This window comes from Mesorhizobium sp. B2-7-2, assembly GCF_006440775.1.
In the GTDB taxonomy this organism is placed as follows: Bacteria; Pseudomonadota; Alphaproteobacteria; order Rhizobiales; family Rhizobiaceae; genus Mesorhizobium.
Genome location: NZ_VFTZ01000001.1, coordinates 280,284 through 305,540, shown reverse-complemented (window position 1 = coordinate 305,540; position 25,257 = coordinate 280,284). Strand labels below are relative to the sequence as shown.

The window sequence follows — 25,257 nt, the reverse complement described above, 5'->3', positions numbered from 1 at the left end:
ACGGAGCGGGAAGGCAGGGGATTGGCTATTTGCCTTCGAGGTAAGCGTTCCAGAAATAGGGCCAGGGCGCCGGCGTGACGCCCTTGAGGTTCGGCGCCTCGGCGGCGAGCGCGTTGAAATCGCCGACCTTGTAAACCGGCGCTTCGTCGTAGATCACCTTCTGCACGTCTTCGTAGAGCTTGGCGCGCTTGGCCGGGTCGGTCTCGGAGTTGAAGGCATCGAGCACCTTGTGCTTGGCATCGCTCGACCACCAGCCCGGCGTGTTGTCGGACATGAAGCCGTTGAGCGACGGTTCGGCGAGAAAGGGACTGTGGGTGATGTAGATGTCCCACAGCGCCGGATCGGTGCGGTTCTTGGTCAGTGTCGCCCATTCGACGACATCGAGCTCGACCTTGAAGCCGGCCTGCTCCAGATAGGCCTTAGCCACTTGTGCCATCTTGTAGTGGAACTCGTACTGGCGGCTGGTCAGGATGCGCAGCGGCTTGCCGTCATAGCCGGCGTCCTTGAGCAGTGCGGCGGCTTTCTCGGTGTCGCCCTCGGGCTTGTAGGCCTCGGTACCTGTGTCCGAGTGCCAGGCGAAGCCTTCCGGATACATGGCACCATCGACTGCATAGAAATCCTTGGACCCGAAGGCGGCGAGCAGCATATCCTCAGGCGCCAGCGCTGCCTGGATGGCCTTGCGGATACGGACGTCGGAATTCAGCCCCTGTTTGGTGTTCATCACGAACACGGGCCAGCCGAACGGCTTCAGGATAAGCGGCTTTGTCTTGCCGCCGGAAATCTTGTCGTAGGATTCGACAGGAAGAGAATCGGCATAGGCGAACTGGCCGGCGACGGCGCCCTCGACGCGCGTATTAGGATCCGGAACCGGCACGAAGCGAATTTCGTCCAGATATTGTTTCCTTGCCCCACCATAGCCGTCCGGCTCTCCGTCGCGGGGCCTGTAGCCATCGAAGCGGGCGAGTTGGATGAACTGATCCGGCTTACGGTCCTTGAGCATGTAAGGCCCGGTCCCGATGAACTTTGTCAGCGGATCTTCGTCGGCATTCTCAGAGGGAATGATGATGGCCGCCGCATTGTTCAACGACAGCAGCGACAGCAGCGGCGCGTAGGGTTTCTTCAGTGTAATCTTGACCGTCCTCTCGTCGAGGGCGTCGAGCGAGCTTATGACGTCCGCCGCCTGCTTGCCGCGCGTCGCCACCTTCATCCAGCGTTTCAGCGAGGCCATGACATCGGCCGATGTCATATCCGAACCGTCGTGGAACTTGATGCCCGTCCTTAGCGGGATCGTGTAAGTCAGGCAGTCCGGCGATATCGTAGGCATGTCGGCGGCCAGGAGCGGCGTGATGCCCCACTTGTTGTCGAACGTATAGAGCGTCTCGTAAATGTGCTGGGTGATGATGCCGACCAGATCGGCGGTCGATGCCATTGGATCCAATGTCGGAGGCTCGCCGACGGTGGCGACGTCGATCACCCCCCCCTTCTGCGGTTCAGCCCATGCCAGCGCCGGCAGCAACGCGGCGAACGACGCGACGACTTGCAGTACGCGCTTCATTCGTTCTCCTCCATGTTCCAGTTTTATGGAATATATAGCTTAGTTACGCACTAAGCTTACGCCGATGGCTCGTCGCGTCAAGCGGCGAAGCCCGAGCTGGGCTAGATTGCGGATCCCGTCCGTGCGCGAATGGTCATGAGACAACTTCTTCAGATCTCGCCGCACTGGCCGAACCCGGGTTTCCGGATAGCGTTGGGCTTCGTGGCGCTGCCTTGTGCTGTTGGCGCGTTCTTCCGACGGAAGACATGCCAGTGCTTGGATGCTCAGGATTGCGGCTGAGGCGGACTGAGCTTGCCCCCAGGTTCTATCCAGTTTTGAGTTCGTTTCCGGCGTGGGTTTGTGCCGGCCGAGTGCAGAATTGGAAGGCGAAGCTCATTGTCAACCGGGACATACGCGGCGAAGGTAGCACCCAGCGTTGCCATACCTCATCCTTGGCCAAGAGAGCCTATAAGGGTCCTGATATCGAAGGGGGCTTCCCGGCGAGCCGCGCCGTGCGGTAGAGGTTGTGCTATTCAGTGGTTGGGAGGCTCAGACTATGAAACTACTCGGCGTCTTTTTGCTGCTCATATCCGTCATTCCTGCTGGAGCGGATGACCGGTCCGACCTACGAGACAGACTTCTGAAGTGCGTGAGGTTCCCCGCCTCGTCAGTTGACCTGCGCCTCAAAGCAAGTTTCAAGGCGAATTTGGATAAACGAGGCAAACTTGCGTCGATCAGCGTTCCTACGCTCCGCAAACAAACGCAGCTTCGATCAGCGCGACTCAGCTTGCCGCCGAGGTAAAGAGGTGCTGGCCAACTGGCGCTGATATGGTCAACATCGATTTGACCAGCGCTTTTCCCTGAAGCCCTTTGCCGAGGTGCCCGAAGCCTTCAATTGGCTGCAGCAGCATCTGCTCGGCGACCGGGAGATGGTCGAGATCCTGGCCCTTGGCGTGCACATGACAACAGGCCATGCTGGAAGGCGGGATGGCCTTGCGGGCCCGGGGGGCCGACCAAGGTCCACATCCTTCAATCACCTGCATAGGGGTCGACGGTACTCGCGGCACCACTTGTGGATGCACCGCACAGGATGAGTCTGGCCAAGGAGCCGGTGGCTAGTGTCGAGCGCTACGATGCGCTGCGCCAAGCTCCGGAGGTGCACCACGCGTCATGATTCCGTCATAGGCTCTGAGGCGACGGGTTGCGGTTCAGTTTGAAATGAGCGAGCCTATTTAGCCTTCGCATCATCCTTGCGGACTATCGACAGCTTAGGCCCATTCGCCTCACGAATGATCTTCGCGGCTTCGTCTATGGTGATGCCGCACTTGCGGGCATAGTAGGTTGCTTCTGCCGCCAGTTCGCCTTCTACCGGCGCTTCAACGACATGCGGCCTAAGCTTTGCCTTCTTCCCCATCGGCCGAATCATAGCACAAACTCCATGCTCTGATAAGGAAAGCCTGTCGCGCCCGCGCCCGTCGTGTCAGATAATGGCGCAAGCCGCGCCGAGGGCGCCGGGGATGTCGTTGTCGCGTTACAGTAGTGTCTACTGGCCAGGTGAGCTGGACATGCTCCAGCGGGTATTTGACCGCTTGTGCGACGAGCGTTGCCTAGTCTAGCGTAAGCAATGTTCTCAGGCCACGGCCCTGAGTTCAGAGGCGCGGATGTAAGCCCAGGGCAGGAGATCGTCGATCTGGCTGTTTGGGTGGTCGTTGACGATTCTGGTGAGGATGTCGGCGAGGTAGCCGAGGGGCTCGACGCCGTTGAGCTTGCAGATTTCGATCAGGGAGGCGATGACGGCCCAATGCTCGGCGCCGCCATCCGAGCCGGCGAAGAGCGCGTTCTTGCGGTTAAGCGCGATCGGACGGATTGAACGTTCGACCGTGTTGCTCTCGATCTCGATGCGTCCGTCGTCGAGGAAGCGCGAGAGGCCTTCCCAGCGCGAGAGCGTGTAGCGGATCGCCTCGGCGAGCTTTGTCTTCTGACTGATCAAGCCGAGCTTTTCGCGCAACCAAGGTTCGAGGTCGGCAATAAGTGAAGCGCTCCTCTCCTGACGCATCGCACGGCGCTTGTCGGCCGATAGGCCGCGGATGGCGTCTTCGATCTTGTAGAGCTCGGCGATCCGTCTTAGCGCCTCGCTGGCGATCGGCGCGGGACCGGCAGCTGCCAGTTCATAAAAGCGCCGACGGACATGGGCCCAGCAAAAGGCGAGCGTCACGCCGCTCTTTTCGGCCAGCGCGCGATAGCCACCATAGCCGTCGACATGAAGGATTCCGGTGAAGCCTGCGAGATGCGCGATCGGACGCTCGGCCTTCCGGTCCGGCGCATAGACATAGGCCACGCTTGGCGGGTCGCTCCCCTCCCACGGTCGGTCATCGCGGGCATAGGCCCAAAGTTGCCCCGTCTTCGTCTTGCCGCGGCCGGGGTCGAGCACCGGCGCTGTCGTCTCATCGGCGAAGAGTTTTGGTGAGGACCTCAGCTTTCCAAGCAGCCGCTCGTGCACCGGACGCAGATGCCAGGCGGCACGGCCGACCCAGTCGGCGAGCGTCGAGCGATCGAGATTGATGCCCTGCCGAGCGTAGATCTGCGCCTGACGATAGAGCGGCAGATGATCGGCATGTTTGGAGACCAGCACCTGGGCGACCGTCGCCTCGGTCGGCAGCCCGCCTTCGATCAGCCGGGCGGGCGCCGGAGCCTGAACGACAACGTCCTCACAAGCGCGACAGGCATATTTGGGCCGACGCACCACGATCACACGCAGCTGCGCCGGCACGATATCGAGCCGCTCGCTCGCGTCTTCGCCTATCCGATGCAGGCCACTGCGGCAGCACTGGCGGGCATGGTCCTCGATGTCGACGACCTTCTCCACGCGAGGAAGGTGTGCCGGCAGCGAGCCACGGTTGGCCCGACGCTTGGTAGTCCTTGCCAGACGTTCCGTGGCAGCAGCCTGCTCGTTCTCTTCCTCGCCGGCCGCCTCGATCTGCTCGGCCTCTTCGAGCCCCAGCAGCAGCTGATCCTCGGGGAGCGTCTCTGCGCGACGGCCGAAGCGATGGCGCTGCAATTCCTTGATGATCTGGATCAGCCGGGCATTCTCGACGTCGCGCGCCAGGACCATCGCCTTCAGCACATCCGGATCATCGGGAAGCTGGTAAGCCGTCATCGCCATGAGCCGATCAGACCATATTCGCCAACGGCTCGCGACAGCGGAATCGATGCTGATTCACTTCGTCGCGGGTCAGCCCGCCTGGGCTGGAATGCGGGTCCGGCGCGCTTCGTGGACGCGCCGCCAATCGAGCCCTTCGAGCAGCGCCGAGAGCTGTGCAGCCGTCAACCTCATCACGCCGTCATGCACTTTCGGCCAACGGAACTCGCCATCCTCCAGACGCTTGGCATAAAGGCAGACGCCGGTGCCGTCCCAGAAGATCAGCTTGATCCGGTCGGTGCGCTTGGCGCGGAAGACATAGACCGCGCCGCTGAACGGATCGGCGCCCATCGTCTCGCGCACCAGCGCGGCCAAGCCCTCAGCACCCTTACGGAAGTCCACCGGCTTCGTCGCCACCATGACCTTGACCGCACCCGTCGGCCCGATCACGACGTAGCCTTCAACGCGCGGATCACCGCCGCAACAGTCCTGGCGTCAGCGCCACGGCCGACCCGCATGGTGACGCCGTCGATCTCCAGTTCGATCATGCCGGCATCGCGGGCGGGGTTCCGTTTGCGTTGTGGCTGCCGTTTCCCCGTCGGTTCCGACTCCGGCGCCGCCACCACTGCCGGCACAACGGTTCCGGTGCCAGCGTTTCCGCCAACGGCGCACGAGCGGCGCAACGCCAGGCAAACAGCTGCTGCGGGGACAATGCATATCGCCGGGCCACCGCACTCACAGTCTCGCCGGCATCGTAGCTTTCCGCCACGATCCGCGCCTTCTCCTCCGGCAGCCATTCCCGCCGACGACCGGAACCGGAGAACACCTCGAACCGGCGCGCCGGCTCGGGATCGCTGGATTTAAGCGTAAGCTCTGAAATCGTCATGTGTCGAAGCCCTGAAAGCTCCAACATCCTCGCTCAGGCCGACCTCCGAAAGGTGCCGCCGGAACAGCGCTTACAGTCTAGCCAAGAGAGACCGTGATCAGCGCGAATATCTGGCTATGGAACTCTTCCAAGTTTTCGATGACGGGACGCGCGACGAAGCGGAGCTTTGGCGGACGCTACACTGAAGAACCCACTGCATTTAGGCGGCCGCTATAAACATTGCGTACGATAGGGTTTGAAGTGATCGCGGGAGACCGTTACATCCCAAAACCCACTATTGAGGAAGCAGTCTTTTCCTATCGGCGACGGTCAAAAAAATTGACAAGTGCTAGCATGACGCTGCCCATTTGGAAGCTGTAGTCAGCAAGCGAGGCGAGGGTCATCTCCGAGCTATGCGGGCAAAACTGATAGACATTGCTAGTCCGTGATTTGAACCTATGGGCCAACTCTTGAGGCCGAGGCGATAGAGACTTTCGGTAAGTAGCTCGCTGGTTGCTCGCGGAAGCATACGGAACGATAGGGGAAGCTTCGTGATTTTGGCCCTCGAAAAACGCAATGAAATCAGTGCCACAACCATGCCCTCCGGGCTCACCATAACCTTTGATTTCATTGACGAAAACTGCCGTTGGCTCAAAACGTTTTGGGCCTATTGAGGACCCATACATTCTTCTGTTGGGTCGCACTGTCAAAGTCGAGCCACCCCATCGTGTCCTCAAGCCGTCTCGCTGCATGAGAAAAGGTCTTCGCCAGCGCTCGAGCTGGCAGGTCGATGACTACCGCTTTCGAAGCGAAGTTGAGCAACTCATCAGTAGACGAGTTGCCGGAACTGCGCCAACGGACTCTGCCGTCCAAGTGAGTGGAACCTTCCGATCGACGCTGCCTTATCTTCATGTTTGAAAAAGTAGCGAGAGGAAGCAATTGAGCAGCATTGCCTGGCGGAGTCTGCTTTTACTGCAGGTGCTTGCACTGGCGCTTGCCTCCTGCTCCTCATCTGAAACCGTCGAACAGCAATCGAAGCTTGCCGCCTCGACGGCTGAGGCGGCGGTATTGGTGACCGATGCCTGGCTTTCCGGCGCCGCACCGCCGCACTATGCATCTGCGGCCCTACAATCCTTTGCCGGCACGCTTGGTGACGCCGACCGGCAAGTTCAATCGGCCCCCTCATCCGATATCGCAAGGCGGGACGCGCTGAAGTCGGCGGTCGGCCGGCTGACGATCGCAGCAGCCGCGGCCGAGCGCGCCGTTAAGGCTGAACAGCAGATCCAGGCCAGACAGGCGCGGCAGGATCTTCGCGCCGCGCAAGCGGATCTCACCGCAGCCTATCGCCAATATTTTGCGCAGCAGCAATGAAGAAGCTGCTCGAAATTTCACTCGGTGTCGTGACCAGCGTCGGCGGCTTCCTGGAGGTCGGCTCGATGGCGACGGCGGCGCAGGCCGGTGCATTGTTCGACTACCAGCTCATCTGGGCCATTGTACTTGGCACCGTCTGCATAGCCTTCCTGGTCGAGATGGCTGGCCGGTTCGCCGCCGTGAGCCATCACACCATTGTCGACGGTATTCGCGAACGTTTCGGCTTTCATGCTTTCATTTGGCCGCTGCTTGCGGTCTTGTTGGTCAACTTCCTGGTGCTTTCCGCCGAGATAGGCGGCGTTGCCATTGCCGCCGAGCTTGCCACCGGAATCAGCTTTCAATGGTGCGCGTTGCCGGTGGCTTTCCTTGCCTGGCTGCTGCTGTGGAAAGGCACGTTTGGGCTCATCGAGAAAGGGGTATCGATGCTTGGCCTGGTCACGCTCTGCTTCGTCGTCGCAGCCGTGATGCTCCGCCCCGACTGGAAAGAGGTGGCGGTCGGGGCCGTGCCCAGCCTGCCGCAGCAGGACACAGCAAAATACTGGTTCATGGCCGTCAGCATTCTCGGCGCATCGATCTCGCCTTATCTTTTCATGTTCTATTCGTCGGGCGCGATCGAGGACCAATGGGACAAGAGTTACCTCGGCGCCAATCGGGCGATTGCCGGCCTTGGTATGGGCTTCGGAGGGACGATCTCGGTCGCCGTGCTGATTGTGGCCGCGCTCGTGCTCGGCGCCCATGGCGTGAACCAGGTGGATGACTATAACCAGCTTCCGCTGATGCTGATCCCGATCTTCGGCTTCTGGGGCTTCGTCCTTTTCGTTGCTTCGCTAGGCATTGCCTGTTTCGGAGCCGCTCTCGAAGTGGGTTTGCAGCAGGCCTATCTCGTCGCGCAGGGATTCGGCTGGACATGGGGTGAGGATCTGAAGCCGCGCGATGATCCCGGATTCAGCCTCGTCTACACATTGACGCTCTTCCTCGCCGCCGTCCCGATAGCGTTCGGTCTGGACCCGTTGAAGCTCACCATCTTCTCGATGGCGCTGACCGCGGCCAGCCTGCCGCTGACGGTCGTTCCGTTCCTTTTCCTGCTGAACGACGACCGCTATGTCGGCAAGCATCGCAATGGTGTCATTTCGAACGCGGCCGTGATCTTCGTCATCGCGCTCGGCTTCGTGCTGGCGGTGGTGACCATTCCGCTGCAGATATTCGGAGGCACATGATGCAGCTGCTGCGCGATATACTGGACAAGCAGGTCGTCGATCGCGAGCAGGTCAAGATCGGCAAGGTTGACGGTCTAGTCGCCGAGCTGAGGCAAGGCAAGCCGCCCAGGCTCGTTGCCGTCGAACTTGGCTCGATCGCATTGGCGCGCAGGCTTGGCGCACGGCTTGGGCGGTGGACGGCGCGCCTCGCGGCAAAGCTTGGCGGCAAGCGCCAGGCAAGGCCGCATCGGATCGCATGGAACAAGGTGCGCGACATCGGCGTCGACATCGAATTCGATATCGACGTTCGCAGGACGAAGATCTTTGCCTGGCAGCACTGGTTGCGCGATCACGTCGTCGGCCGGATCCCGGGAGCCTGACGATGGCGAATGTGAACCTCGAGCATCTGGCCGGCCGGCGCGTGTGCTCAGAAAGCGGCAAGAGCATCGGCTACATCGAGGAGATCATCGCCGAGCAGGATCGTGACGATCTCGTCGTCATCGAATTCCATATCGGCATCTTCGCGGCGTTCGAACGTCTGTCCGCGTCGACGGTCGGCACCGCATTGCTCGATTTCTTCAGGCTGCGTCGCAGGTCGGGCCTCTATCGCATACCTTGGGACAAGCTCGACATTACCGATCCGGCGCACCCGCGGCTGCTCTGCTCGGATGACGAGCTCTCGGGATTCGAAGATATTGGCAATTCTCGAACAAATCCCGCTCCCCTCCATCAGCGCGACAGTTTGAGGCGGCGGTCTTCCGATGTTGTCCGAGACGCTTTGCACCGACCGCGGGCGCGCCGTCTGTCCAGATGAGCCCGGACTTGCCGACGGCAAGGCCGCTACTCTTGCCATATTGCGTTTTTGCCCAAGGAAACTCCTCGTATGCGGAACGATCGAGTCCAACTGCCGTTACCGTCAAAAAGGCAGGAGCGAGCAATGACTGGACGCACCACCCACGATCAGCAGATACGTGTCATCGAGAAGCATGAGAATACGAAAAACGCGCCCAAGGAATTCGAGGCCAAAGCGGAGCTGAAGCGGTCGGCGGCGGAGCGCGAGGCAAGGCGGAAGGGGTCGAGCCTCAGGGGCGATACGCCTGACCTGGTCGATCCAGACGATCGCAATATCCTTCGCGGTAAAAATCAAGAAAGTGCCCATAACAAGAACCGAAGTTCCAAGTAGGATCGCGCTCTGCGGCACCCGGTGGAGGCCCCGGCAGCAATCGGTGCCTTCTCGATAATCTGTGGCAGCAGTCTTTTGCGCAACTTGCGCGGGTCCTTAGAAGGATTCTCGACGAATAACTGTGATCGGTTTCGACGTGTTCGACTGGAAAAGGTCTTCAGGCTGAACCACCACCTTCGCTAGCGGTTGGCCACCAAAAAGACCGCCTGCGGGAATGGAACCTCGCCCCTCCTGCAAAGTTAAAGCGCGGGAGCGATTGTCATGTCAGCAAACGCCGGCCTCCTGGTAGGCTGCGCATTTTGGTTCCTTGCCCATGGCAGCAGCTGGGTCGCAGCCGAGGAACCCGGGCATCGACAAGCGAAGGTCGTCGAACCTCTGATCGAGCCCATGATTCCGGATACGCCGCAATCCTCGAACCCAACCGCACCCCAAGACTCGCCGGGCAGCGGGCTGTCGCTGTTCCTGAGCAACGGTTGTGGTGCATGCCATACCATAAGAGGCACCGAGGCTTGCGGGACGATTGGCCCGGACCTCTCCCATGTCGGATCGCGATCAGCGATTGGCGCCGGGGTCCTGCCGAACACCGAGGAAGCCTTTGCACGTTTCGTCGCTCGCCCTGATCTGTTCAAGCCAGGCGTGAAAATGCCGGCGTTCGACATGCTGCCGCAAACCGAAATCCAGACGATCGCGCGATATTTGAAAGCCTTGCAATGACGCCTGGTTCTCGTGCCGAATTCGGGACAGCGTCGTCCAATGCTACTGCCGAAGAAGACGCCGTTCGCGTGGCGAACCAGCCGATGATGATCCGCGTGAAGCATGCCGTATTCGGCGCCATCGGTTTGCCTGTCGTCCTGTTGCTTGGGGCATGGATCGGCTTTTTCAACGTCGGCGCCAGCAGCGGCCATTGGAAGGTGACGGCCTGGTTCCTTCAACTCGCCATGCGCTCGGCCGTACGCACCTATGCATTGGCCGTGGACGCGCCGAAAACGCTCGACCGGCGGGGGCTCCCGGCGGCAGCCGGACATTTTGCCCGAGGCTGCGCGATCTGCCACGGCGCGCCTGGCGAGCTCCGCTCGCCGGCGGTGCTGCGGATGCTTCCGCAACCGCCGGATCTTGCGCTCACGGTCGGAGATTGGACCGACGCCCAGCTTTTTCGGATCGTCAAGCATGGAATACGGTTCACCGGCATGCCCGCCTGGCCGGCCCGCGACCGCGATGACGAGGTCTGGGCAATGGTTGCTTTCCTGCGGGAACTGCCAAAACTCAATCCCAATGAATATCGGGCGCTTGCCTTCAATGGCAGCGATGCAACCGGCAGCGACCGGCAACCCGCCACCCCGGATGTTCTCTCCGACTGCACGCGCTGCCACGGAGGCGACGGCGAGGGCAGGAGTGAGGCCGTGCCCGCGCTGGCCGGGCAGAAGGAAGCTTACCTGCTCGCCAGTCTTCAGGGTTATGCCAAAGGAGACCGCACGAGCGGCTTCATGGCTCTGCCGGTGACCGGCATAGCTCCTGACGAAATGGCCGCGCTTGCCCGGTATTTTGCGATGCTGCCACCGGCCTCGGGGGAACACGATCAAATCCCGGCAGCGGTGATCAACAGCGGACGGCAAATCGCAGAAGCCGGAATTCCGGAGCGGAACGTGCCTGCCTGTGACGGCTGTCACATCGGCTCCGACAAGAACCCGATCTATCCGCGCCTCGACGGTCAGCACGCCGCTTACCTCGAACAACAATTGAAGCTGTTCCGGTCCGAGAGCCGAGGCGGCACGCCATTCTGGCGTATCATGGCGACTGCCGCCCAACGCCTCACGGACGACGATATACGGGCGGTATCGGCCTACTTTTCCAAACCGGCGGAAGATGCTCAGCAACCACCATAGTACGTCGCCCGGAAACATTGCAGGGCCGAGAGCGCCTGCCAAGCAGGGCGCCTCGAAATCGGTTCAAGGAACTTTATGCCATCCTGCCAGTTCCAACAGCGCACAGACGGCCTGAGCGGACAGCCGGCTGAAGCATCCTTTGCGGGTGAACTAGGCTGAATGCACTTCCGGCGGCCCCACGAGACATGGAATTTCGGGACTGCAGCCTGTCCCGGCCCCCTGTCGCAGCTATGGCGCGTAGATGCCGCAAAACAGAAGAACGCCGCCGATCAGGCAGAAGGCGAGGAGTGTCGCAACGTAGAAGCCTGGTTCGCGGAAAATCCTGATATCGCGTTTCAGACTCACGGCTCGGCCCCTTCGGTACTCTACGAAGCCCTCAACACGGAACGGGACCGGCGAGTTCCGGATCTTGTGTTTCGTCTGTTTCGGAGAGCCCCCAATTGGCGGGCGTTGGCCAGCCTTCCGGCTGCCGCCGGCGCTCTCGTCTCTGGCTGCACCGGTATGCAATCGGCCCTCGATCCGCACGGCGAGCGGGCCGACGCTCTGGCTGTTCTGTTCTGGATATTCACGGCCGTGCTCGGACTTGTCTGGCTGGTCACCATGGCCGGGTTGTTCTTCGCGCTGACACGCCGGCGAGACAGTCGCGGCGAACCGGCGCAAGCGCGTCCAGCCGTCAAACGGCCGATGCGTATCGCCTTTGCTGCGATGCTGACATCGACCGTCATCATTCTCTCCGGCCTGGCCGTGCTCAGCTTCGACGGACAAAGGGCGGTTTACGGAGACGGGGCCGGGGCGGCCATAACAATATCCGTCATAGGGCACCAATGGTGGTGGCAGGTCCGCTATGAAGGAAACAACGGTTTCGAAACGGCGAACGAGATTCGCATTCCGGTAGGCAGCGCGGTCGACATCAAGCTCACCACGAGTGACGTGATCCACTCGTTCTGGATACCAAGCCTCGCCGGCAAGCTCGATCTCATTCCAGGCAAAAGCAATGAGCTCCATATCCAAGCGGATAAGCCCGGCGTGTACCGCGGCCAATGTGCCGAATTCTGCGGCCAGCAGCATGCGCATATGGCGATCTTCGTGGAGGCGCTGGAGCCGAGCGAATTCGAACGCTGGCGCGCAAAGCAAGCCGCGCCGGCAAGGACGATGGCTCATCTTGCGAAGCAAAGTGTCGTTGCTTCCGCGGCATCGTCTCCATTCGCCGCCCTTTCGGAGCGTTCGCGATGAGCCAGGCGGTCGACGAACGTCACGAGACCCGTGACACCGATCTGGATGACGAGGAACTGCGCGCGAGGCTGAGCAAGACCTGGGGCACGGCGCGTGGTCTGATAGGCATTCTCTCGACAGTCGATCACAAGATCATCGGCATTCGCTATATCGTCACCGCCTTCGTCTTCCTGTTGGCCGGCGGCATCATGGCGATCATCATGCGGCTGCAACTCGCACGACCGGACAGCCACTTCGTCGACGCCGAGCTCTACAACCAGCTTTTCACCATGCATGGCACAACGATGATGTTCCTGTTTGGGGTGCCGGTCGGCGAGGCGTTCGCCGTCTATCTGGTGCCGCTCATGGTCGGCACCCGCAACATCGCCTTTCCGCGCCTGAATGCCTTTTCCTACTACGTCTATCTGTTCGGCGGCCTGATGTTGTGGGGCGCTTTCGCGTTGAGCATCCGCCCTGATGTCGGCTGGTTCTCCTATGTGCCCCTCGCAAATCTGAATTTCACCCCAGGCAAGGGGCCGGACTACTGGGCGCAGATGATCACCTTTACCGAAGTCGCGGCGCTCGCAGTCTCGGTCGAGATCGTCGTCACAGTCCTGAAGCAGCGCGCGCCGGGCATGACGCTTGACCGCATTCCACTCTTCGTGTGGACGATGCTTGTCCATTCCTTCATCATCATCTTCGCCATGCCGGCGATCATGCTCGCCTCGTCTATGCTGATCATGGAGCGGCTGGTCGGCACGCAGTTTTTCAATCCGGACGCGGGCGGCGATCCGCTGCTTTGGCAGCACCTTTTCTGGTTCTTTGGTCACCCCGAAGTCTACATCATCTTCCTGCCTGGAACCGCTTTCGTGTCGGCGATCGTGGCGACATTCTCCCGGCGGCCGGTCTTCGGCTATTTGCCGATGGTGCTGTCGCTGATCGCGATCGGCTTTTTGTCCTTTGGCTTGTGGGTCCACCACATGTTCGTGACGGGCCTGCCTGAAATCGGCGCCGCATTCTTCACCGCCTCCAGCATGGCAATCGCCATTCCGAACGGGGTCCAGATATTCTGCTGGATTGCGACGCTATGGGACGGCAAGCCGGTGCTCAAGACGCCGTTGATCTTCGTGCTCGGTTTCTTCTTCATCTTTGTCGCCGGCGGCCTCTCGGGCGTGATGCTGGCGTCGGTGCCGATCGATACGCAGGTGCACGACACCTATTTCGTCGTCGCCCATTTCCACTACGTGCTTATAGGCGGTACCGTCTTTCCGCTTGTCGCGGCCGTCTATTACTGGTTTCCGAAAGTGACGGGCCGGCTGATGGATGAGCGGCTCGGCAAATGGCAGTTCGTCCTCGCCTTCAGCGGTTTCAACATCACGTTTTTTCCGATGCACCTGCTCGGCCTGCGTGGCATGCCGCGCAGGGTCTACACCTATCCCGCGGAGATGGGCTGGGGCGGACTCAACCTGCTCGCCAGCGCCGGCGCGCTGCTGTTCTTCGCAAGCTTTCTGCTCATGCTCTACAACATGATGGCCAGCGCCCGCTCGGGCGCCCTTGCCGGCGACAATCCCTGGGGCGCCGACACGTTGGAGTGGGCGGCCAGCTCGCCGCCCCGGCCGCAGAACTTCGATCGCATTCCGTGCGTCACCAGCGGCTCGCCGCTATGGGATCAGGGCGACGACAGGGCGGTGGTCGGCGGCCTCAAGGTTGATGAGCGCGAGCTGGTCGTGACGAGCATCAGCGAGGCCCGGCCCGACATTCGCGAGGAATCGCCCGCGCCCTCGATCTGGCCCTTTCTGGCGGCGCTTGTCACAGCCCTCGCGTTCATCGGCTCGATCTACACGCCCTGGGCGATTACTTGGGGTTCGTCCGTCGTCGCCATCGTGCTGGTCGCCTGGTTCTGGCCGAAAACGATCGAGGAGAATGTTTAGATGGCCCGCAGCGTCATCGATGTCTCAGGTTTGCCGACCTATGCCTTCGGTTCGCGTGTCACCCCCTGGTGGGGGACCTTCTCGTTCTGCCTGCTGGAGGGAACTGGCTTCGCCCTCGGCATCGGCGGTTATCTCTACCTGGCCGTCACCAACAAGGATTGGGCGAAGGACGCGGTGCCCTTGAGCCTGCTCTGGTCGGCGCTCTTCACGCTCGTCCTTGTCGTCAGCGCGCTGCCGAATTTCCTGATCAAGCGAGCAGCGATGCGGGAGAGCTTGCGCTCGGTCCGTCTGCTGCTGCTGATCATGAGCGCGATTGGGCTGGTGCTTATCGGGCTGCGCATCATGGAATTCTCGGCCTTGCCGGTACGCTGGAGCGACAATGCCTATGGCTCCTTTGTCTGGCTCCTTCTCGGCCTTCATGGCGTGCATGTGCTGACTGACGTCGCCGACACCCTGGTCCTTACCGTGCTGATGTTCACGCGGCACGGAACGGGCAAACGCTTCAGCGATGCCGAGGATAATGCGTTCTACTGGTATTTCGTCGTGCTCTCATGGCTGCCCCTTTACGCCGTGCTCTATTGGCTGCCGAGGTTGTGATGCCGATCGCCCGCTCCGTCGGCGAGGCATCTTTGCTCGGAGTATTTGTTTCGGCGCTGTGCATCATGCCGGCGCCCGCCACATTCGCACATGGTGCAGGCCAAGGAACCGGCGGCTGGTCCGTGGCCGGCTTGACTGTTGTTCCGCTTGGCGTCGTGCTGCTTCTCTACAGCGGCGGCGTCGCACGGCTGTGGCGGCGGGCGGGAGCGGGGCGTAGCGTCGCGTGCTGGCAACTGGCCTGCTTCGCGACAGGCTGGTCAGCGCTTGCCGCGGCCCTGATGTCGCCGCTGCATGAATTGGGCGAGCGGCTCTTTACGGCGCATATGCTCGAGCATGAGGTCCTGATGGTGGTCGCTGCCCCTGCGCTTGTCCTGTCGCGACCGCTCGGCGCCATGTTGTGGGCGTTCCCGCCCGTCATACGACGACGCCTGGCGCGCGCGGCGCGATGGCAGGTCGTGCGAATAACATGGCGAGGCCTGATCGAGCCGGCCTCCGCAACGATCCTGCACGGCCTTGCCATCTGGTCATGGCACATGCCGGTTCTCTTCGACGCTGCACTCGCAAGCGAGCCGGTGCACTGGCTGCAGCATTTCAGCTTCTTGGCAAGCGCGCTGCTCTTCTGGTGGGCTTTGCTCAATGGCCGGGCGCGCCGGAGAGGCTACGGCGCGTCGGTGTTCTATCTGTTCTTCACCTCGATGCATTGCGGGCTGCTCGGCGCGATCCTGGCCCTGTCAAAAAATAAGCTATTCGTTCCGAGGAACTCAGTGGCGTCACAATGGAATCTGACCGTTCTCGAAGACCAGCAACTTGGTGGCTTGATCATGTGGGTGGGGGCCTCCGCCTTCTACTTGGCGGCCGCATTGATCCTGGCGGCTTTTTGGATCGGAAGCGGATCGTCCGCCATGAAGAAGGTCGCCGGTACTGCGAGTTCCATGCGAGACTAAACCGTTAGCACTTCTGCCGCCGCTGCCATCGTTTTGTCCACCGGCACAGGTGATCGACAAGCCCATCTATTCGCCTTGGCCGGAGAGTAAGCTGCAGGCTGTGCTTGCGGCACGCCAAATCGACACGCTGGTGGTCACCGGCGGTGAAACGATGTTTGCGTCCTCGCAACCGTTCTTGGCGCCACCGAAATCGGCTATCGCGTCGGTCACCGATGCGCTTTGCAGTTCCTCCGACGCCACGCATTACGCCCTCATGACCGTCTACCACCAGCGCTTCACTCAACAAGTCGAGACAGTCGACATGGAGACGATTCTCTCGGCCTGGACCTAAAGCTATGCGACGATCCTCACCGGCACCGACTTCGCCGCCGGGACGTGCGCTTTATGAGCCCTGTGCCACAGCGGAATCAAAGGATTGAGTTCGGGATAATAGCCGGCGCAGTTGCCGCTTGGTATGGAGTAAGGCGTGACCCGCAGGCCTCCCACCCGCCGCTCGACACCGTCATCGGCATGCGCCTCGAGAGCGACTTCCTGCCCGGCGCTGAGCCCCATCCGTCGGATGTCTTCCTCGTTCATCAGCAGGACCATTCGCGTTCCGATGATGCCGCGCAACCGATCGCGATAACCATACACGGTCGTGTTGAACTGGTCGTTCGACCGTACTGTGATCAGCGTCAGTACGTCCTCGCCCGACACATCGATGTCGGGGTCGGTTTCCAGCGTGGTGGGCAGCTTGAAATTCGCCTTTTTGTTCGGCGTCTGCCAGACGCGCTTCGACGCCTTGATGTCGCGATGGAATCCACCTGGCGTGAGGAAGCGTTTGTTAAAATCCTTGAAATGTGCCGGGAAGCAGCGCTCAATCTCGTCGCGGATGCGGGAATAGTCAGCGACCCAGTCGTCCCAGGGAATCGAACTCATGCCGGCGACGGTCGCCTTGGCGAGTTCCGCGACAATGCTTGGTTCGGACATGAGATGCTCGCTCGGTTTTGGCCGCGACCCGAAGGAGCCGTGAATGCAGGCGGTCGAATCCTCCATCGAGACCCATTGCGGCCCGCTGGCCTGAATGTCCTTCTCCAGCCGAGACAGGCATGGCAGCAGATACGTGACTTTCCCGGCGATCAAATGGCTGCGGTTGAGCTTGGTCGCGATCTCGACATGCAGGTCGAGGTTCCGCCAGGCCTTCTCGACCAGTCCGGTTTCCGGAACGGCCCGCACGAAATTACCGCCGAGTCCGACGAAACCGCGAACCCGCCCGTCGATCACGCCCTCGCACGTCTCGACGGTATCGAGCCCCTTATCCCGCGGCGGCTCGAAGCCGTAGAAGTCGCGAAATTTGTCGAGCGGGACGAGCTCCGGCTTTTCGGAAATGCCGACCGTTCGCTGTCCCTGCACGTTGGAGTGTCCGCGCAACGGCGATATGCCGGCTCCGGGCTTGCCGATATTGCCGCGCATGAGCAGCAGGTTACACAGCATCTGCACATTCTCGGTGCCGTGGCGATGCTGAGTGAGCCCCATGCCGTAATTGCCGATGACCGCATTGGCCGAACTGTATACTTCAGCGACATGTTCGAGATCAGCCCGCGAGATGCCGGAACGTCGAACGATGTCTTCCCAATCGGTCGCGCGCAGATAGGCTTCGAAATCGGCAAAGCCGTATGTATGCTCCTCGATGAAAGCGGTATCGAGGACGCGTTTTCCGCCTCGCTCTCGGGCTGCGTCATCGAGCGCCAGCACAGCCTTGGCGATACCATTCATGGCCGCAATATCCCCGCCCGCCCGGATCTGGAAGAAATCGCTCGACATTTTCGTTCCTGGCCCTGGCGACAGCATCTCGACCGGGTTCTGCGGGTTCTTGAATCTCACCAAGCCCCGCTCCCGCAGAGGGTTGAAGGTGATCACCGGGACACCGCGCTGGCGAGCGTCCTCGATGGGGTGTAACAGGCGCGGCGCGGTGACACCGGTATTGTGGCCGAAGAAGAACATCATGTCGGATTTGGCGAAGTCCTCCAATTGCACCGTTCCGACAGGAGAGCCGATCGATTCCGGTAGGCCGACCGACGTCGACTCGTGACACATGTTCGAGGAATCGGGCAGGTTCGAAGAGCCGTAGATGCGGGCGAAGAGCTGATACATGAACGAGGCCTCGAGCGAGGCGCGTCCGGACGTGTAGAAGACCACGGACTTCGGGTCGAGGCGCCGGAGTTGAGCGCCCATATCGCCGAACGCGTCCGGCCACGCCACAGGCTCGTATTTGTCGGTGGCGCGGTTATAGCGCATCGGCTCCGTCAGGCGTCCCTGTTTCTCAAGATCGTGATCCGGCCAATCCAGGAGTTCGGTCACGCTATGGGTGGCAAAGAAGGACGGCTCGCAGCGCCTGCTGGTCTGCTCCCACATCGTCGCCTTGGCGCCGTTCTCGCAGAACTCGAAAGGCCGCGGCTCGGCCGGCTTCGCCCATGAGCAGGAGACGCACATGTAGCCGTCCGCCTTGTTCTGCTTCAGCAACATGCTCCATATGTCGGACAGCAGCAGCCCCTGGTCCCGCGCGTTGCGGATCAGAGACTTGAGCGAGCCCCATCCGCCGGTCGGATGATTGTATTTCTTGATCTCGACGCGATCGGTGACAGCAGGTTCCATGTGAGTCGTCCAAAAATGAGGAAAGCAAAGGGAAAACCAAAGCGGGCCTCAGTTGTTCCAGCTTGCCTCGTCAGTGACTCATCGTAGGCCGCCAGTGCTCGGGCTCGCGAACGGTAGCGCACGGTCGCGTCGGATGGCTCAATTGTGTCCAAAGAGGCGCTGCCGATCTCCATCAAGAGTGCCGAAGGACGGTGCCGGACAGCCTTCAACCTAGCGGACGATTGAGGTGGTGCCCGTCTGTCATCAGCTTCGCGCTGCCCAGGGCCAGCGTGCCGCCGGTGCTGGTGAGGGTGGTCAGCGTCTGGTCGAAGCTGTTGAGGTCCAGCGTGCCGCCATTGACCTGGAAGGCCTTCGAGCCGATGACGGCCTGGCCGATCCCGCGCGCAAGGTTCCGCTGTCGACGATGGTCTGGCCGGTATAGGTATTCGCGCCCGAAACGACCAGGCTCCGGCTCCGGCGCTGCGCAGATTGCCGGCGCCCGAGATCACGCCCGAAAACCCAAATTGTGGCAAGCGCTGCGGCGGCTTTCGGGTTGATGATGAGCGCCGCGGCATTGGCGCAGCAGGGCACTTCTACACTGCCGGGCGGAGCAAGCTCGCTGCGGGAGCGTTATGAAGATGGAGCCTGACCTGCCAAAAATGACTGACGTCCGGCTGCCGCTGCGCTGCGCTCGTCGATCGGAGAGATCGTGCTCACGCCCGGCGACAAGCGCGGCGAGGTCCATGCCGAGCTACGCGGCGAGCTGCATCAGATGTTGGGTCGAGTTTAGAATATAGCTCTCTTAGCGCGCGAACTATAGCCTAACGCCGTATTGATGGTAGCGGTAGAGCGCTACCGCCTTTCCTCCCGCTCGGAGAGCATGCGATATTTTCTACAGTGTCGGGCGTGATGGGCCTGTCTCGGGTTGCAAAGACCGGTGGGGACGGGAGAGTCTGACCCGAACGCTATCCACGACGCGAACGGCAGTTTTGCGCCCAGCTTCGGTCATCAAAGTTAGCTGTGCCCCTGCCTAAAAGCGGACGTCGCAGGCGACCGCGCTGGAAGTCATGATAGCGCCACTAGCAAACGATCCGCTTGGCGCCAGCCCCTAATTCAACAGGTCGAGAGGCCGCGCCCCGCCCCGCCTGCAAATTGTTCATGTGAGATGAAGCTTCTGCACTTCGTAGGTCCAGACCCGAAACCCTTTGAGAACATGCGGGCCGAAGGAGTTGATGAGCGGAATGTCGGCCGCATCGCGGCCGCGGGCGACGACGATCCTGCCAATCCTGGGCGTGTTGTTTCGGGGATCAAAAGTATGCCAAGCACCGTCCAGGAAGACCTCGATCCAGGCGCTGAAGTCCATGGGGTCGACGACCGGGACCCCGATGTCGCCGAGGTGTCCGTTGACATAGCGTGCAGGAATATTGAGGCAGCGGCACAAAGTCAGCGCGAGATGGGCGAAGTCGCGGCAGACGCCTATGCGTTCCTGGTACGCCTCGAAGGCCGTTCGCGTCGATCTGGCCTGCATGTAGTCGAATTGAATATGACCGTGGACGAAGTCGCAGATTGCTTGCACGCGGCCCCAACCTGGGGCAGTGGCGCCAAACATGTCCCACGCCGCCTGGCTGAGACGATCGGTTTCGCAGTAGCGGCTGCCCATTAGGTAGACAAGGCAGTCGTCCGGCAAATCCCACACCGCTACTTCGCGGGCAGCTGGCAGCAGCCTGTCTATCTTGCCGTCATCCTCGATCGTTGCATCGCCCCACATCGTCAGGTCGCCCGCGGGCGCGACAAGCCGGCGGCATCGGTTGCCAAAGAGATCATGGTAGGTCGATGTCGGAACATCGGGCGTGGTGAAGACCGTTTCGGGGATCCTGATGTCGGCCGCGCGGTCGTGGTGGACCGATAGCAGGCATACCAATGCGGTCGGTTGCTGGCAGGTCAGCGTGATCTCATAGCCGTAGCGGATCAGCATGTGGATCTTTCCTGCCGGAAATCAGCGGGGGTCAGAGTGCAGGATTCGCGACGTTGCGGGAGTAGGCTTGGCAAGCAACATCATGGATGGACATCAGCAAGGCCTCGAATGCTGAAAGGTATGTTGTTTCAGCAGGCCCGGTCTCGGCCAAGGCGATATCCGATTTCGCGAGCGCCTGACATCGACCAAGAAGCAAGCCGTCATGATCGGTGAGGCGGACGGCGTTGCGCGCTGAAAACGTGGAAGTCGGTCCAGGAGCGACCAACTTCCACTCGACGGCCATTTGATGGTCCATAGAAATCGCACCCGGACGCGCCGCCCTCATTTTCCCAGACCGCAAGCGCGGCGACGTTGCGGGTCCGACAGCTTTCGTTGTTATGGCCACTCATGATGTTAGCCGATCCTCATTACTCGCCTCCCCGGCGAGAACGCCCGAATAGAGCCTTGCGCCATTCGCATCGGCGATCGTCATGGCGTCCGGCCGCTGCGGCATGTTCAGGGTCCCAGCCAAAAGCCTGGCGATTTCGATCGCATCGTCGAGGTCGGCGGCTTCCGCGGCCTCGCGGCCGAGCACGGCATGCGCATCGTCCGCTTCTCGGGTGCGATAGAATTCGATCATGATCTTCATCATCATCCATCTCGCTGTGTCAGTTCTCGCCTTAGCCGCGAGGGGTACTGATGTTAGGAAGTCTGGTGTGGGCGCCGAACACGCTTTTAGGCTTGGGCAGGGCCTTTTCCTGCTTCGGCTTCCTGATTTCCCGGCTCGAGCGTTTCGGTCCCTTTGCCATGTGCGAACGTCCTTTCGATGAGCGTTATGGTGTCACCCGGCGATGTGGCGACCGGTTCGAGACTGTCTTGCGTCGCCACCCGTTCATGAGGTTCGCCGTCGTTGCGGATGCGGTACTGCGCCGAATCTTCCCTCGACGGGAGTCTGGCTGTGATCCGGTAGATTTCCGAAGTCTTTGGAAACGTGCCGAAGCCGCCCTTCAGCCGGACAGCCTGTCCGAGGGCAAATAGATGCGTTGCGGCTTCGCGGCGGACCGGGTGTGCGTTGCGTTGCATCATCGTGGTTCTCATCATTGTCTCTGGTCCTGCTCCAGTGCGGCTTTGAGCGATGCCGGTTCGATCGGCACCATCTGCCGCGTAGCACCGCTTGCGGAGATCGCCGGCAGGTGAATGAAGGTGGCGACGCGGCGCCACGCGATCAGGGAAGCTCCTTCGAGGGCTTCCTCGTCGTGATCGACGCGGTAATCCCCGGGTGGTTGCGGTGCATCAAAGCCGGGCAGCGAAAACGCCGACTTGAAGCGAACGATAGTTGGTGTGGTGCGGCTGGTCATTTGTTGCGGCTTTCAGCGGAAACCCGCGCCTGCGCGTTTCCGTATCATTCCCACTCGAACCACCGGAATGATGCCCGACGCTGCCAGTACATCCGTGGTCAGCGTCGATGTCATTCCAGGGGTTCGAACGGAACGAAATGTGCGCCGGACCGGCGCTGCACTCGTTTTCGAGAATTCGGTGGTGAATGGCGGGGCTCTGACACAAAGCCAACTCGACCAAATCAACGAGTTTTACCTATGCGCCTCATTTGAGTTCTAAACAAGGTCGAGACGCTTTTTATTTGTCCCTTGAAATAACAGACGCACACCCGCAAAATTCAAGCCGGCAGAAAATTTCCCACAAGTGCGGATGAATTTCTGCGCGGCTCGAATTATTTCATTCGAATTCTTGGTCATCAGCGAGAAATAATTCTGGCACTCCTATCTATCGAGTGCCAGCCCGCCTATACAGAGGCAGCGGCCGCCCAATGCCGGCCACAGAAAGAAGTTCCCATGAAATTCCGGCCACTCCACGACCGCGTCGTCGTTCGCCGCGCCGAAGGCGATACCAAATCCAAGGGCGGCATCATCATTCCCGACAATGCCAGGGAGAAACCGCAGGAAGGCGAAGTGATCGCCGTCGGCCCGGGAGCACGCGACGAAAGCGGCGCCTTGATCGTGCCCGATGTGAAAGCCGCCGACTTCATCCTGTTCGGCAAATGGTCCGGCACCGAGGTCAAGATCGATGGCGAGGACCTTCTGATCATGAAGGAAGCCGACATCAGGGGCATCATCGACAAGAGCGAGACCGGCATTGTCGACAAGACAATGGCCGTCAAGAACGCCGCCTGACCGGGCAGTCTTCACGGCAAACCGCGCACTCCAATTTTCGAACGGGATCAACGATCATGTCTGCCAAGGAAATCAAATTCTCCACCGACGCGCGCGACCGCATGCTGCGCGGCGTCGAGCTCCTGAACAACGCCGTCAAGGTGACGCTCGGCCCCAAGGGCCGCAACGTCATCATCCACAAGGCTTATGGCGCGCCGCGCATCACCAAGGACGGTGTGACGGTGGCCAAGGAAATCGAGCTTACCGACAAGTTCGAAAACATGGGCGCCCAGATGGTGCGCGAAGTGGCCTCGAAGACCAACGACCTTGCCGGGGACGGCACGACCACCGCCACGGTGCTGGCCGCCTCGATCCTGCGCGAAGGCGCCAAGCTGGTCGCTGCCGGCATGAACCCGATGGACCTCAAGCGCGGCATCGACCAGGCGGTCACCGCCGTGGTTGAGGAAATCAAGGCGCGGGCCAAGAAGGTCAAGTCGTCGGCCGAGATCGCGCAGGTCGGCACCATTGCCGCCAACGGCGATGCCAGCGTCGGTGAGATGATCGCCAAGGCCATGGACAAGGTCGGCAATGACGGCGTCATCACTGTCGAGGAAGCCAAGACCGCCGAGACCGAGCTCGACGTCGTGGAGGGCATGCAGTTCGACCGCGGCTATCTCAGCCCGTATTTCGTCACCAATGCCGACAAGATGCGCGTCGAACTGGAAGAGCCCTATGTGCTTATCCACGAAAAGAAGCTCGGCAACCTGCAGGCGATGCTGCCGATCCTCGAAGCAGTGGTGCAGGGCGGTAGGCCGCTGCTGATCATCTCCGAGGACGTCGAAGGCGAGGCGCTGGCCACGCTGGTCGTCAACAAGCTGCGCGGCGGCCTCAAGGTCGCGGCCGTCAAGGCGCCGGGCTTCGGCGATCGCCGCAAGGCGATGCTGGAAGACATCGCCGTGCTCACCGCCGGCCAGATGATCTCGGAGGATCTCGGCATCAAGCTGGAAAACGTCACCATCGACATGCTCGGTCGCGCCAAGCGCGTGCTGATCGACAAGGACACCACCACGATCATCGACGGCGCCGGCGCCAAGGCCACCATCCAGGCGCGCGTCGCCCAGATCAGGGGTCAGATCGAGGAAACCACGTCCGACTACGACAAGGAAAAGCTGCAGGAGCGGCTGGCCAAGCTCTCCGGCGGCGTTGCGGTGATCCGCGTCGGCGGTGCTACGGAGTCGGAAGTCAAGGAGAAGAAGGACCGTATCGACGATGCGCTGAACGCCACGCGCGCGGCTGTCGAGGAAGGCATCGTGCCCGGCGGTGGTGTGGCGCTGCTGCGCGCCAGGTCGGCGCTCAAGGGCCTGACCAGCGCCAATGCCGATGTCACCGCGGGCATCTCGATCGTGCTCCGGGCCCTCGAAGCGCCGATGCGCCAGATCGCTGAGAATTCCGGCGTCGAAGGGTCGATCATCGTCGGCAAGCTTGCCGACAGCAAGGACCACAATCAGGGCTTTGACGCCCAGAACGAGGTATATGTCGACATGATCAAGGCAGGCATCGTCGATCCGGCAAAGGTGGTGCGCACGGCACTGCAGGATGCCGGCTCGATCGCAGCGCTTTTGATCACCGCCGAAGCCATGATCACCGACATTCCGGCCAAGGATGCCGCACCTTCACCTAGCGGCGGCGGCATGGGCGGAATGGGATACTGAGACCTTGGCGCCAGGAGACGGCCGTGCGTGAACCGACGCTCCCCCCGGTGTTCGGCAGGCTTGGGGCCAAGTCGCCGGTCGCCATCGTGGCGGCTTCGGCCACATCCAGCAATATGACGAACCTGGCGGCCCGTATGCGAGAAGGTCTCTCGTCGCGCAGGGGCCTGGCTTTGAACCTCTGCGTGGTGCTGTGGACAGTACTTGTCCTGGCGGCGGTATTTTTCATTCTGCAAACCTGAACCGATCGGCGGCGGGCGAAAACGAAAGGACGCGGAATATGGCAAACCGCCACGGCTTCGTATGGACCATCCGGACAGCTGGACCGTTTTCGACGTCTTCACCGGCCAGCTCGCCGAGTCCGATCACAAGATCATGGTCGGCATCAATGCCGGCCAAGCGTACGAGATGGTAGCCGGCTGAGCGATCAAGACGCCAAGCGGCGGGAAGAGGCCGGCCGCTGACTTGTACCGATGTACCAACGAATAAATCCGCCGGAATGTCGGGGGCGTACAGTCCCATTGTCGCTGGCCAGAACATGGGCACCGGCGCTTGAGCGCGTCCATCATACTCCCGCCCCTCGATGGGAGCCGGATTATGGACAACGATCATTCCGCCGATGTGATTTCGACTTTTGACTGCAATATCCTGCGCGACGCCTTCAGAACATCGGTCATCGAAAATCGCACCCTGAGAATCAATGGCAGGGAAACGCCGCGCTTCTGATCCGCGATTATGCCGGCAACTCCGATTTGATTCGGCACTGCTGGCCTGGATCGTACGAAAGTAACCTTGTCGCCGTGCATAACTTGCCGGAGCGGGCAGCTGCTCCGCGCTCGCTTTCATGTTTTGCCTGAAAGGATGATGAGCATGAGATACTTGAAACCCCGGATGCTCCGGTCGTAACGATCGAGCCAATCGTCGAGGCCGCAAAAGTCCTATTGAAGCGGCCGACGAC

The 25,257-nt window shown here is 61.1% G+C and carries 26 protein-coding genes and 2 pseudogenes; 16 read left to right on the top strand and 12 right to left on the bottom strand.

The window, feature by feature from the left end; all coding sequences use genetic code 11:
- Positions 1 to 25: 25 nt before the first annotated feature.
- The 6 genes and pseudogenes from FJ425_RS01560 to FJ425_RS31895 all read right to left on the bottom strand — a co-directional run.
- On the bottom strand, positions 26 to 1,555 hold the full coding sequence (locus tag FJ425_RS01560) for an ABC transporter substrate-binding protein (protein ID WP_140721256.1): 1,530 nt from the start codon (positions 1,553 to 1,555) through the stop codon (positions 26 to 28).
- Between the two features lie 761 nt (positions 1,556 to 2,316).
- On the bottom strand, positions 2,317 to 2,577 hold the full coding sequence (locus tag FJ425_RS01555; RefSeq protein ID WP_140721253.1) for a hypothetical protein: 261 nt from the start codon (positions 2,575 to 2,577) through the stop codon (positions 2,317 to 2,319).
- Positions 2,578 to 2,762: 185 nt separating this feature from the next.
- A complete protein-coding gene (locus tag FJ425_RS01550; RefSeq protein ID WP_181175756.1) occupies positions 2,763 to 2,948 on the bottom strand; it encodes a hypothetical protein in 186 nt (61 codons plus the stop codon).
- A 216-nt stretch (positions 2,949 to 3,164) separates the two neighbouring features.
- Positions 3,165 to 4,697 carry an IS66 family transposase gene (locus tag FJ425_RS01545; protein ID WP_140721247.1) on the bottom strand — a complete coding sequence of 511 codons (1,533 nt, stop codon included), beginning with the start codon at positions 4,695 to 4,697 and terminating at the stop codon, positions 3,165 to 3,167.
- A 69-nt stretch (positions 4,698 to 4,766) separates the two neighbouring features.
- Positions 4,767 to 5,123 (bottom strand): IS66 family insertion sequence element accessory protein TnpB, encoded by a 357-nt coding sequence (gene tnpB / locus FJ425_RS01540; RefSeq protein ID WP_140541180.1) that lies wholly within the window; start codon positions 5,121 to 5,123, stop codon positions 4,767 to 4,769.
- A gap of 232 nt (positions 5,124 to 5,355) precedes the next feature.
- Positions 5,356 to 5,460: pseudogene (locus FJ425_RS31895) on the bottom strand (transposase); the annotation flags it as partial.
- 1,017 nt (positions 5,461 to 6,477) lie between these two features.
- Between FJ425_RS31895 and FJ425_RS01525 the strand changes: the two are divergent.
- The 12 genes and pseudogenes from FJ425_RS01525 to FJ425_RS01470 all read left to right on the top strand — a co-directional run.
- Positions 6,478 to 6,909 carry a hypothetical protein gene (locus tag FJ425_RS01525; RefSeq protein ID WP_140541179.1) on the top strand — a complete coding sequence of 144 codons (432 nt, stop codon included), beginning with the start codon at positions 6,478 to 6,480 and terminating at the stop codon, positions 6,907 to 6,909.
- The gene (locus FJ425_RS01520) at positions 6,906 to 8,126 is read left to right on the top strand and encodes a divalent metal cation transporter (protein ID WP_140541178.1); all 1,221 of its coding nucleotides are present in this window, start codon (positions 6,906 to 6,908) and stop codon (positions 8,124 to 8,126) included. Before FJ425_RS01525 ends, FJ425_RS01520 begins: the two co-directional genes overlap by 4 nt.
- Complete coding sequence (locus tag FJ425_RS01515; protein ID WP_246676268.1) at positions 8,123 to 8,485, top strand: hypothetical protein; 363 nt, start codon at positions 8,123 to 8,125, stop codon at positions 8,483 to 8,485. The genes FJ425_RS01520 and FJ425_RS01515 overlap by 4 nt, the downstream gene beginning before the upstream one ends.
- Before the next feature lie 2 nt (positions 8,486 to 8,487).
- Positions 8,488 to 8,919 carry a hypothetical protein gene (locus FJ425_RS01510; protein WP_246677848.1) on the top strand — a complete coding sequence of 144 codons (432 nt, stop codon included), beginning with the start codon at positions 8,488 to 8,490 and terminating at the stop codon, positions 8,917 to 8,919.
- Positions 8,920 to 9,042: 123 nt separating this feature from the next.
- Positions 9,043 to 9,288: a hypothetical protein gene (locus tag FJ425_RS01505; RefSeq protein WP_140721244.1), complete on the top strand. Its 246-nt coding sequence runs from the start codon at positions 9,043 to 9,045 to the stop codon at positions 9,286 to 9,288.
- Between the two features lie 261 nt (positions 9,289 to 9,549).
- The gene (locus tag FJ425_RS01500) at positions 9,550 to 10,002 is read left to right on the top strand and encodes a c-type cytochrome (RefSeq protein WP_140721241.1); all 453 of its coding nucleotides are present in this window, start codon (positions 9,550 to 9,552) and stop codon (positions 10,000 to 10,002) included.
- An 83-nt stretch (positions 10,003 to 10,085) separates the two neighbouring features.
- Positions 10,086 to 11,171 (top strand): c-type cytochrome, encoded by a 1,086-nt coding sequence (locus FJ425_RS01495; protein WP_246677847.1) that lies wholly within the window; start codon positions 10,086 to 10,088, stop codon positions 11,169 to 11,171.
- A 159-nt stretch (positions 11,172 to 11,330) separates the two neighbouring features.
- Positions 11,331 to 12,404 (top strand): cytochrome c oxidase subunit II, encoded by a 1,074-nt coding sequence (coxB, locus tag FJ425_RS01490; RefSeq protein ID WP_181175754.1) that lies wholly within the window; start codon positions 11,331 to 11,333, stop codon positions 12,402 to 12,404.
- Entirely contained in the window at positions 12,401 to 14,314 is a 1,914-nt protein-coding gene (gene ctaD, locus FJ425_RS01485; protein ID WP_140721232.1) for a cytochrome c oxidase subunit I, read from the top strand. The genes coxB and ctaD overlap by 4 nt, the downstream gene beginning before the upstream one ends.
- Complete coding sequence (locus FJ425_RS01480; RefSeq protein ID WP_140541173.1) at positions 14,315 to 14,911, top strand: cytochrome c oxidase subunit 3; 597 nt, start codon at positions 14,315 to 14,317, stop codon at positions 14,909 to 14,911.
- Positions 14,911 to 15,855, top strand: coding sequence for a cytochrome c oxidase assembly protein (locus tag FJ425_RS01475; RefSeq protein ID WP_140721228.1), 945 nt, complete (start codon positions 14,911 to 14,913; stop codon positions 15,853 to 15,855). Before FJ425_RS01480 ends, FJ425_RS01475 begins: the two co-directional genes overlap by 1 nt.
- Positions 15,854 to 16,186, top strand: a pseudogene (locus FJ425_RS01470) (isochorismatase family protein); the annotation flags it as partial. The gene FJ425_RS01475 and the pseudogene FJ425_RS01470, both read left to right, overlap by 2 nt.
- 2 nt (positions 16,187 to 16,188) lie before the next feature.
- On the opposite strand, the gene FJ425_RS01465 reads toward FJ425_RS01470, so the two are convergent.
- The 6 genes from FJ425_RS01465 to FJ425_RS01435 form a co-directional block, all read right to left on the bottom strand.
- Positions 16,189 to 18,489 carry an FdhF/YdeP family oxidoreductase gene (locus FJ425_RS01465; RefSeq protein WP_140721223.1) on the bottom strand — a complete coding sequence of 767 codons (2,301 nt, stop codon included), beginning with the start codon at positions 18,487 to 18,489 and terminating at the stop codon, positions 16,189 to 16,191.
- Positions 18,490 to 19,624: 1,135 nt separating this feature from the next.
- On the bottom strand, positions 19,625 to 20,443 hold the full coding sequence (locus tag FJ425_RS01455) for a transglutaminase family protein (protein WP_140721217.1): 819 nt from the start codon (positions 20,441 to 20,443) through the stop codon (positions 19,625 to 19,627).
- 31 nt (positions 20,444 to 20,474) lie between these two features.
- Positions 20,475 to 20,726, bottom strand: a complete 252-nt coding sequence (locus FJ425_RS01450; RefSeq protein ID WP_246677846.1) for a DUF1488 domain-containing protein — start codon at positions 20,724 to 20,726, stop codon at positions 20,475 to 20,477.
- Positions 20,727 to 20,828: 102 nt separating this feature from the next.
- Positions 20,829 to 21,071 (bottom strand): hypothetical protein, encoded by a 243-nt coding sequence (locus FJ425_RS01445; RefSeq protein WP_140721623.1) that lies wholly within the window; start codon positions 21,069 to 21,071, stop codon positions 20,829 to 20,831.
- An 86-nt stretch (positions 21,072 to 21,157) separates the two neighbouring features.
- On the bottom strand, positions 21,158 to 21,523 hold the full coding sequence (locus tag FJ425_RS01440) for a hypothetical protein (protein WP_140721215.1): 366 nt from the start codon (positions 21,521 to 21,523) through the stop codon (positions 21,158 to 21,160).
- A complete protein-coding gene (locus tag FJ425_RS01435) occupies positions 21,520 to 21,780 on the bottom strand; it encodes a hypothetical protein (protein ID WP_140721212.1) in 261 nt (86 codons plus the stop codon). Before FJ425_RS01435 ends, FJ425_RS01440 begins: the two co-directional genes overlap by 4 nt.
- A 492-nt stretch (positions 21,781 to 22,272) precedes the next feature.
- Here FJ425_RS01435 and FJ425_RS01430 point away from each other — a divergent pair, with 492 nt between their 5' ends.
- The 4 genes from FJ425_RS01430 to FJ425_RS32290 all read left to right on the top strand — a co-directional run bounded on the left by FJ425_RS01430 (position 22,273) and on the right by FJ425_RS32290 (position 25,025).
- The gene (locus FJ425_RS01430) at positions 22,273 to 22,611 is read left to right on the top strand and encodes a co-chaperone GroES (protein ID WP_140721209.1); all 339 of its coding nucleotides are present in this window, start codon (positions 22,273 to 22,275) and stop codon (positions 22,609 to 22,611) included.
- 56 nt (positions 22,612 to 22,667) lie between these two features.
- Positions 22,668 to 24,302, top strand: a complete 1,635-nt coding sequence (gene groL / locus FJ425_RS01425) for a chaperonin GroEL (RefSeq protein ID WP_140721206.1) — start codon at positions 22,668 to 22,670, stop codon at positions 24,300 to 24,302.
- A 23-nt stretch (positions 24,303 to 24,325) separates the two neighbouring features.
- Complete coding sequence (locus FJ425_RS01420) at positions 24,326 to 24,541, top strand: hypothetical protein (protein ID WP_140721203.1); 216 nt, start codon at positions 24,326 to 24,328, stop codon at positions 24,539 to 24,541.
- A gap of 355 nt (positions 24,542 to 24,896) precedes the next feature.
- Positions 24,897 to 25,025: a hypothetical protein gene (locus tag FJ425_RS32290; RefSeq protein ID WP_281407496.1), complete on the top strand. Its 129-nt coding sequence runs from the start codon at positions 24,897 to 24,899 to the stop codon at positions 25,023 to 25,025.
- Positions 25,026 to 25,257 lie beyond the last annotated feature (232 nt).

What these genes read in the sequence shown, in the direction of transcription:
- FJ425_RS01560 (WP_140721256.1), bottom strand. Translation starts at nt 1,555, where the DNA reads ATGAAGCGCGTACTGCAAGTCGTCGCGTCGTTCGCCGCGTTGCTGCCG.
- FJ425_RS01555 (WP_140721253.1), bottom strand. Translation starts at nt 2,577, where the DNA reads ATGCAGGTGATTGAAGGATGTGGACCTTGGTCGGCCCCCCGGGCCCGC.
- FJ425_RS01550 (WP_181175756.1), bottom strand. Translation starts at nt 2,948, where the DNA reads ATGGGGAAGAAGGCAAAGCTTAGGCCGCATGTCGTTGAAGCGCCGGTA.
- FJ425_RS01545 (WP_140721247.1), bottom strand. Translation starts at nt 4,697, where the DNA reads ATGGCGATGACGGCTTACCAGCTTCCCGATGATCCGGATGTGCTGAAG.
- FJ425_RS01520 (WP_140541178.1), top strand. Translation starts at nt 6,906, where the DNA reads ATGAAGAAGCTGCTCGAAATTTCACTCGGTGTCGTGACCAGCGTCGGC.
- FJ425_RS01515 (WP_246676268.1), top strand. Translation starts at nt 8,123, where the DNA reads ATGATGCAGCTGCTGCGCGATATACTGGACAAGCAGGTCGTCGATCGC.
- FJ425_RS01510 (WP_246677848.1), top strand. Translation starts at nt 8,488, where the DNA reads ATGGCGAATGTGAACCTCGAGCATCTGGCCGGCCGGCGCGTGTGCTCA.
- FJ425_RS01505 (WP_140721244.1), top strand. Translation starts at nt 9,043, where the DNA reads ATGACTGGACGCACCACCCACGATCAGCAGATACGTGTCATCGAGAAG.
- FJ425_RS01500 (WP_140721241.1), top strand. Translation starts at nt 9,550, where the DNA reads ATGTCAGCAAACGCCGGCCTCCTGGTAGGCTGCGCATTTTGGTTCCTT.
- FJ425_RS01495 (WP_246677847.1), top strand. Translation starts at nt 10,086, where the DNA reads ATGATGATCCGCGTGAAGCATGCCGTATTCGGCGCCATCGGTTTGCCT.
- coxB (WP_181175754.1), top strand. Translation starts at nt 11,331, where the DNA reads ATGCACTTCCGGCGGCCCCACGAGACATGGAATTTCGGGACTGCAGCC.
- ctaD (WP_140721232.1), top strand. Translation starts at nt 12,401, where the DNA reads ATGAGCCAGGCGGTCGACGAACGTCACGAGACCCGTGACACCGATCTG.
- FJ425_RS01480 (WP_140541173.1), top strand. Translation starts at nt 14,315, where the DNA reads ATGGCCCGCAGCGTCATCGATGTCTCAGGTTTGCCGACCTATGCCTTC.
- FJ425_RS01475 (WP_140721228.1), top strand. Translation starts at nt 14,911, where the DNA reads ATGCCGATCGCCCGCTCCGTCGGCGAGGCATCTTTGCTCGGAGTATTT.
- FJ425_RS01465 (WP_140721223.1), bottom strand. Translation starts at nt 18,489, where the DNA reads ATGGAACCTGCTGTCACCGATCGCGTCGAGATCAAGAAATACAATCAT.
- FJ425_RS01455 (WP_140721217.1), bottom strand. Translation starts at nt 20,443, where the DNA reads ATGCTGATCCGCTACGGCTATGAGATCACGCTGACCTGCCAGCAACCG.
- FJ425_RS01450 (WP_246677846.1), bottom strand. Translation starts at nt 20,726, where the DNA reads ATGGCCGTCGAGTGGAAGTTGGTCGCTCCTGGACCGACTTCCACGTTT.
- FJ425_RS01445 (WP_140721623.1), bottom strand. Translation starts at nt 21,071, where the DNA reads ATGAAGATCATGATCGAATTCTATCGCACCCGAGAAGCGGACGATGCG.
- FJ425_RS01440 (WP_140721215.1), bottom strand. Translation starts at nt 21,523, where the DNA reads ATGATGAGAACCACGATGATGCAACGCAACGCACACCCGGTCCGCCGC.
- FJ425_RS01435 (WP_140721212.1), bottom strand. Translation starts at nt 21,780, where the DNA reads ATGACCAGCCGCACCACACCAACTATCGTTCGCTTCAAGTCGGCGTTT.
- FJ425_RS01430 (WP_140721209.1), top strand. Translation starts at nt 22,273, where the DNA reads ATGAAATTCCGGCCACTCCACGACCGCGTCGTCGTTCGCCGCGCCGAA.
- groL (WP_140721206.1), top strand. Translation starts at nt 22,668, where the DNA reads ATGTCTGCCAAGGAAATCAAATTCTCCACCGACGCGCGCGACCGCATG.
- FJ425_RS32290 (WP_281407496.1), top strand. Translation starts at nt 24,897, where the DNA reads ATGGACAACGATCATTCCGCCGATGTGATTTCGACTTTTGACTGCAAT.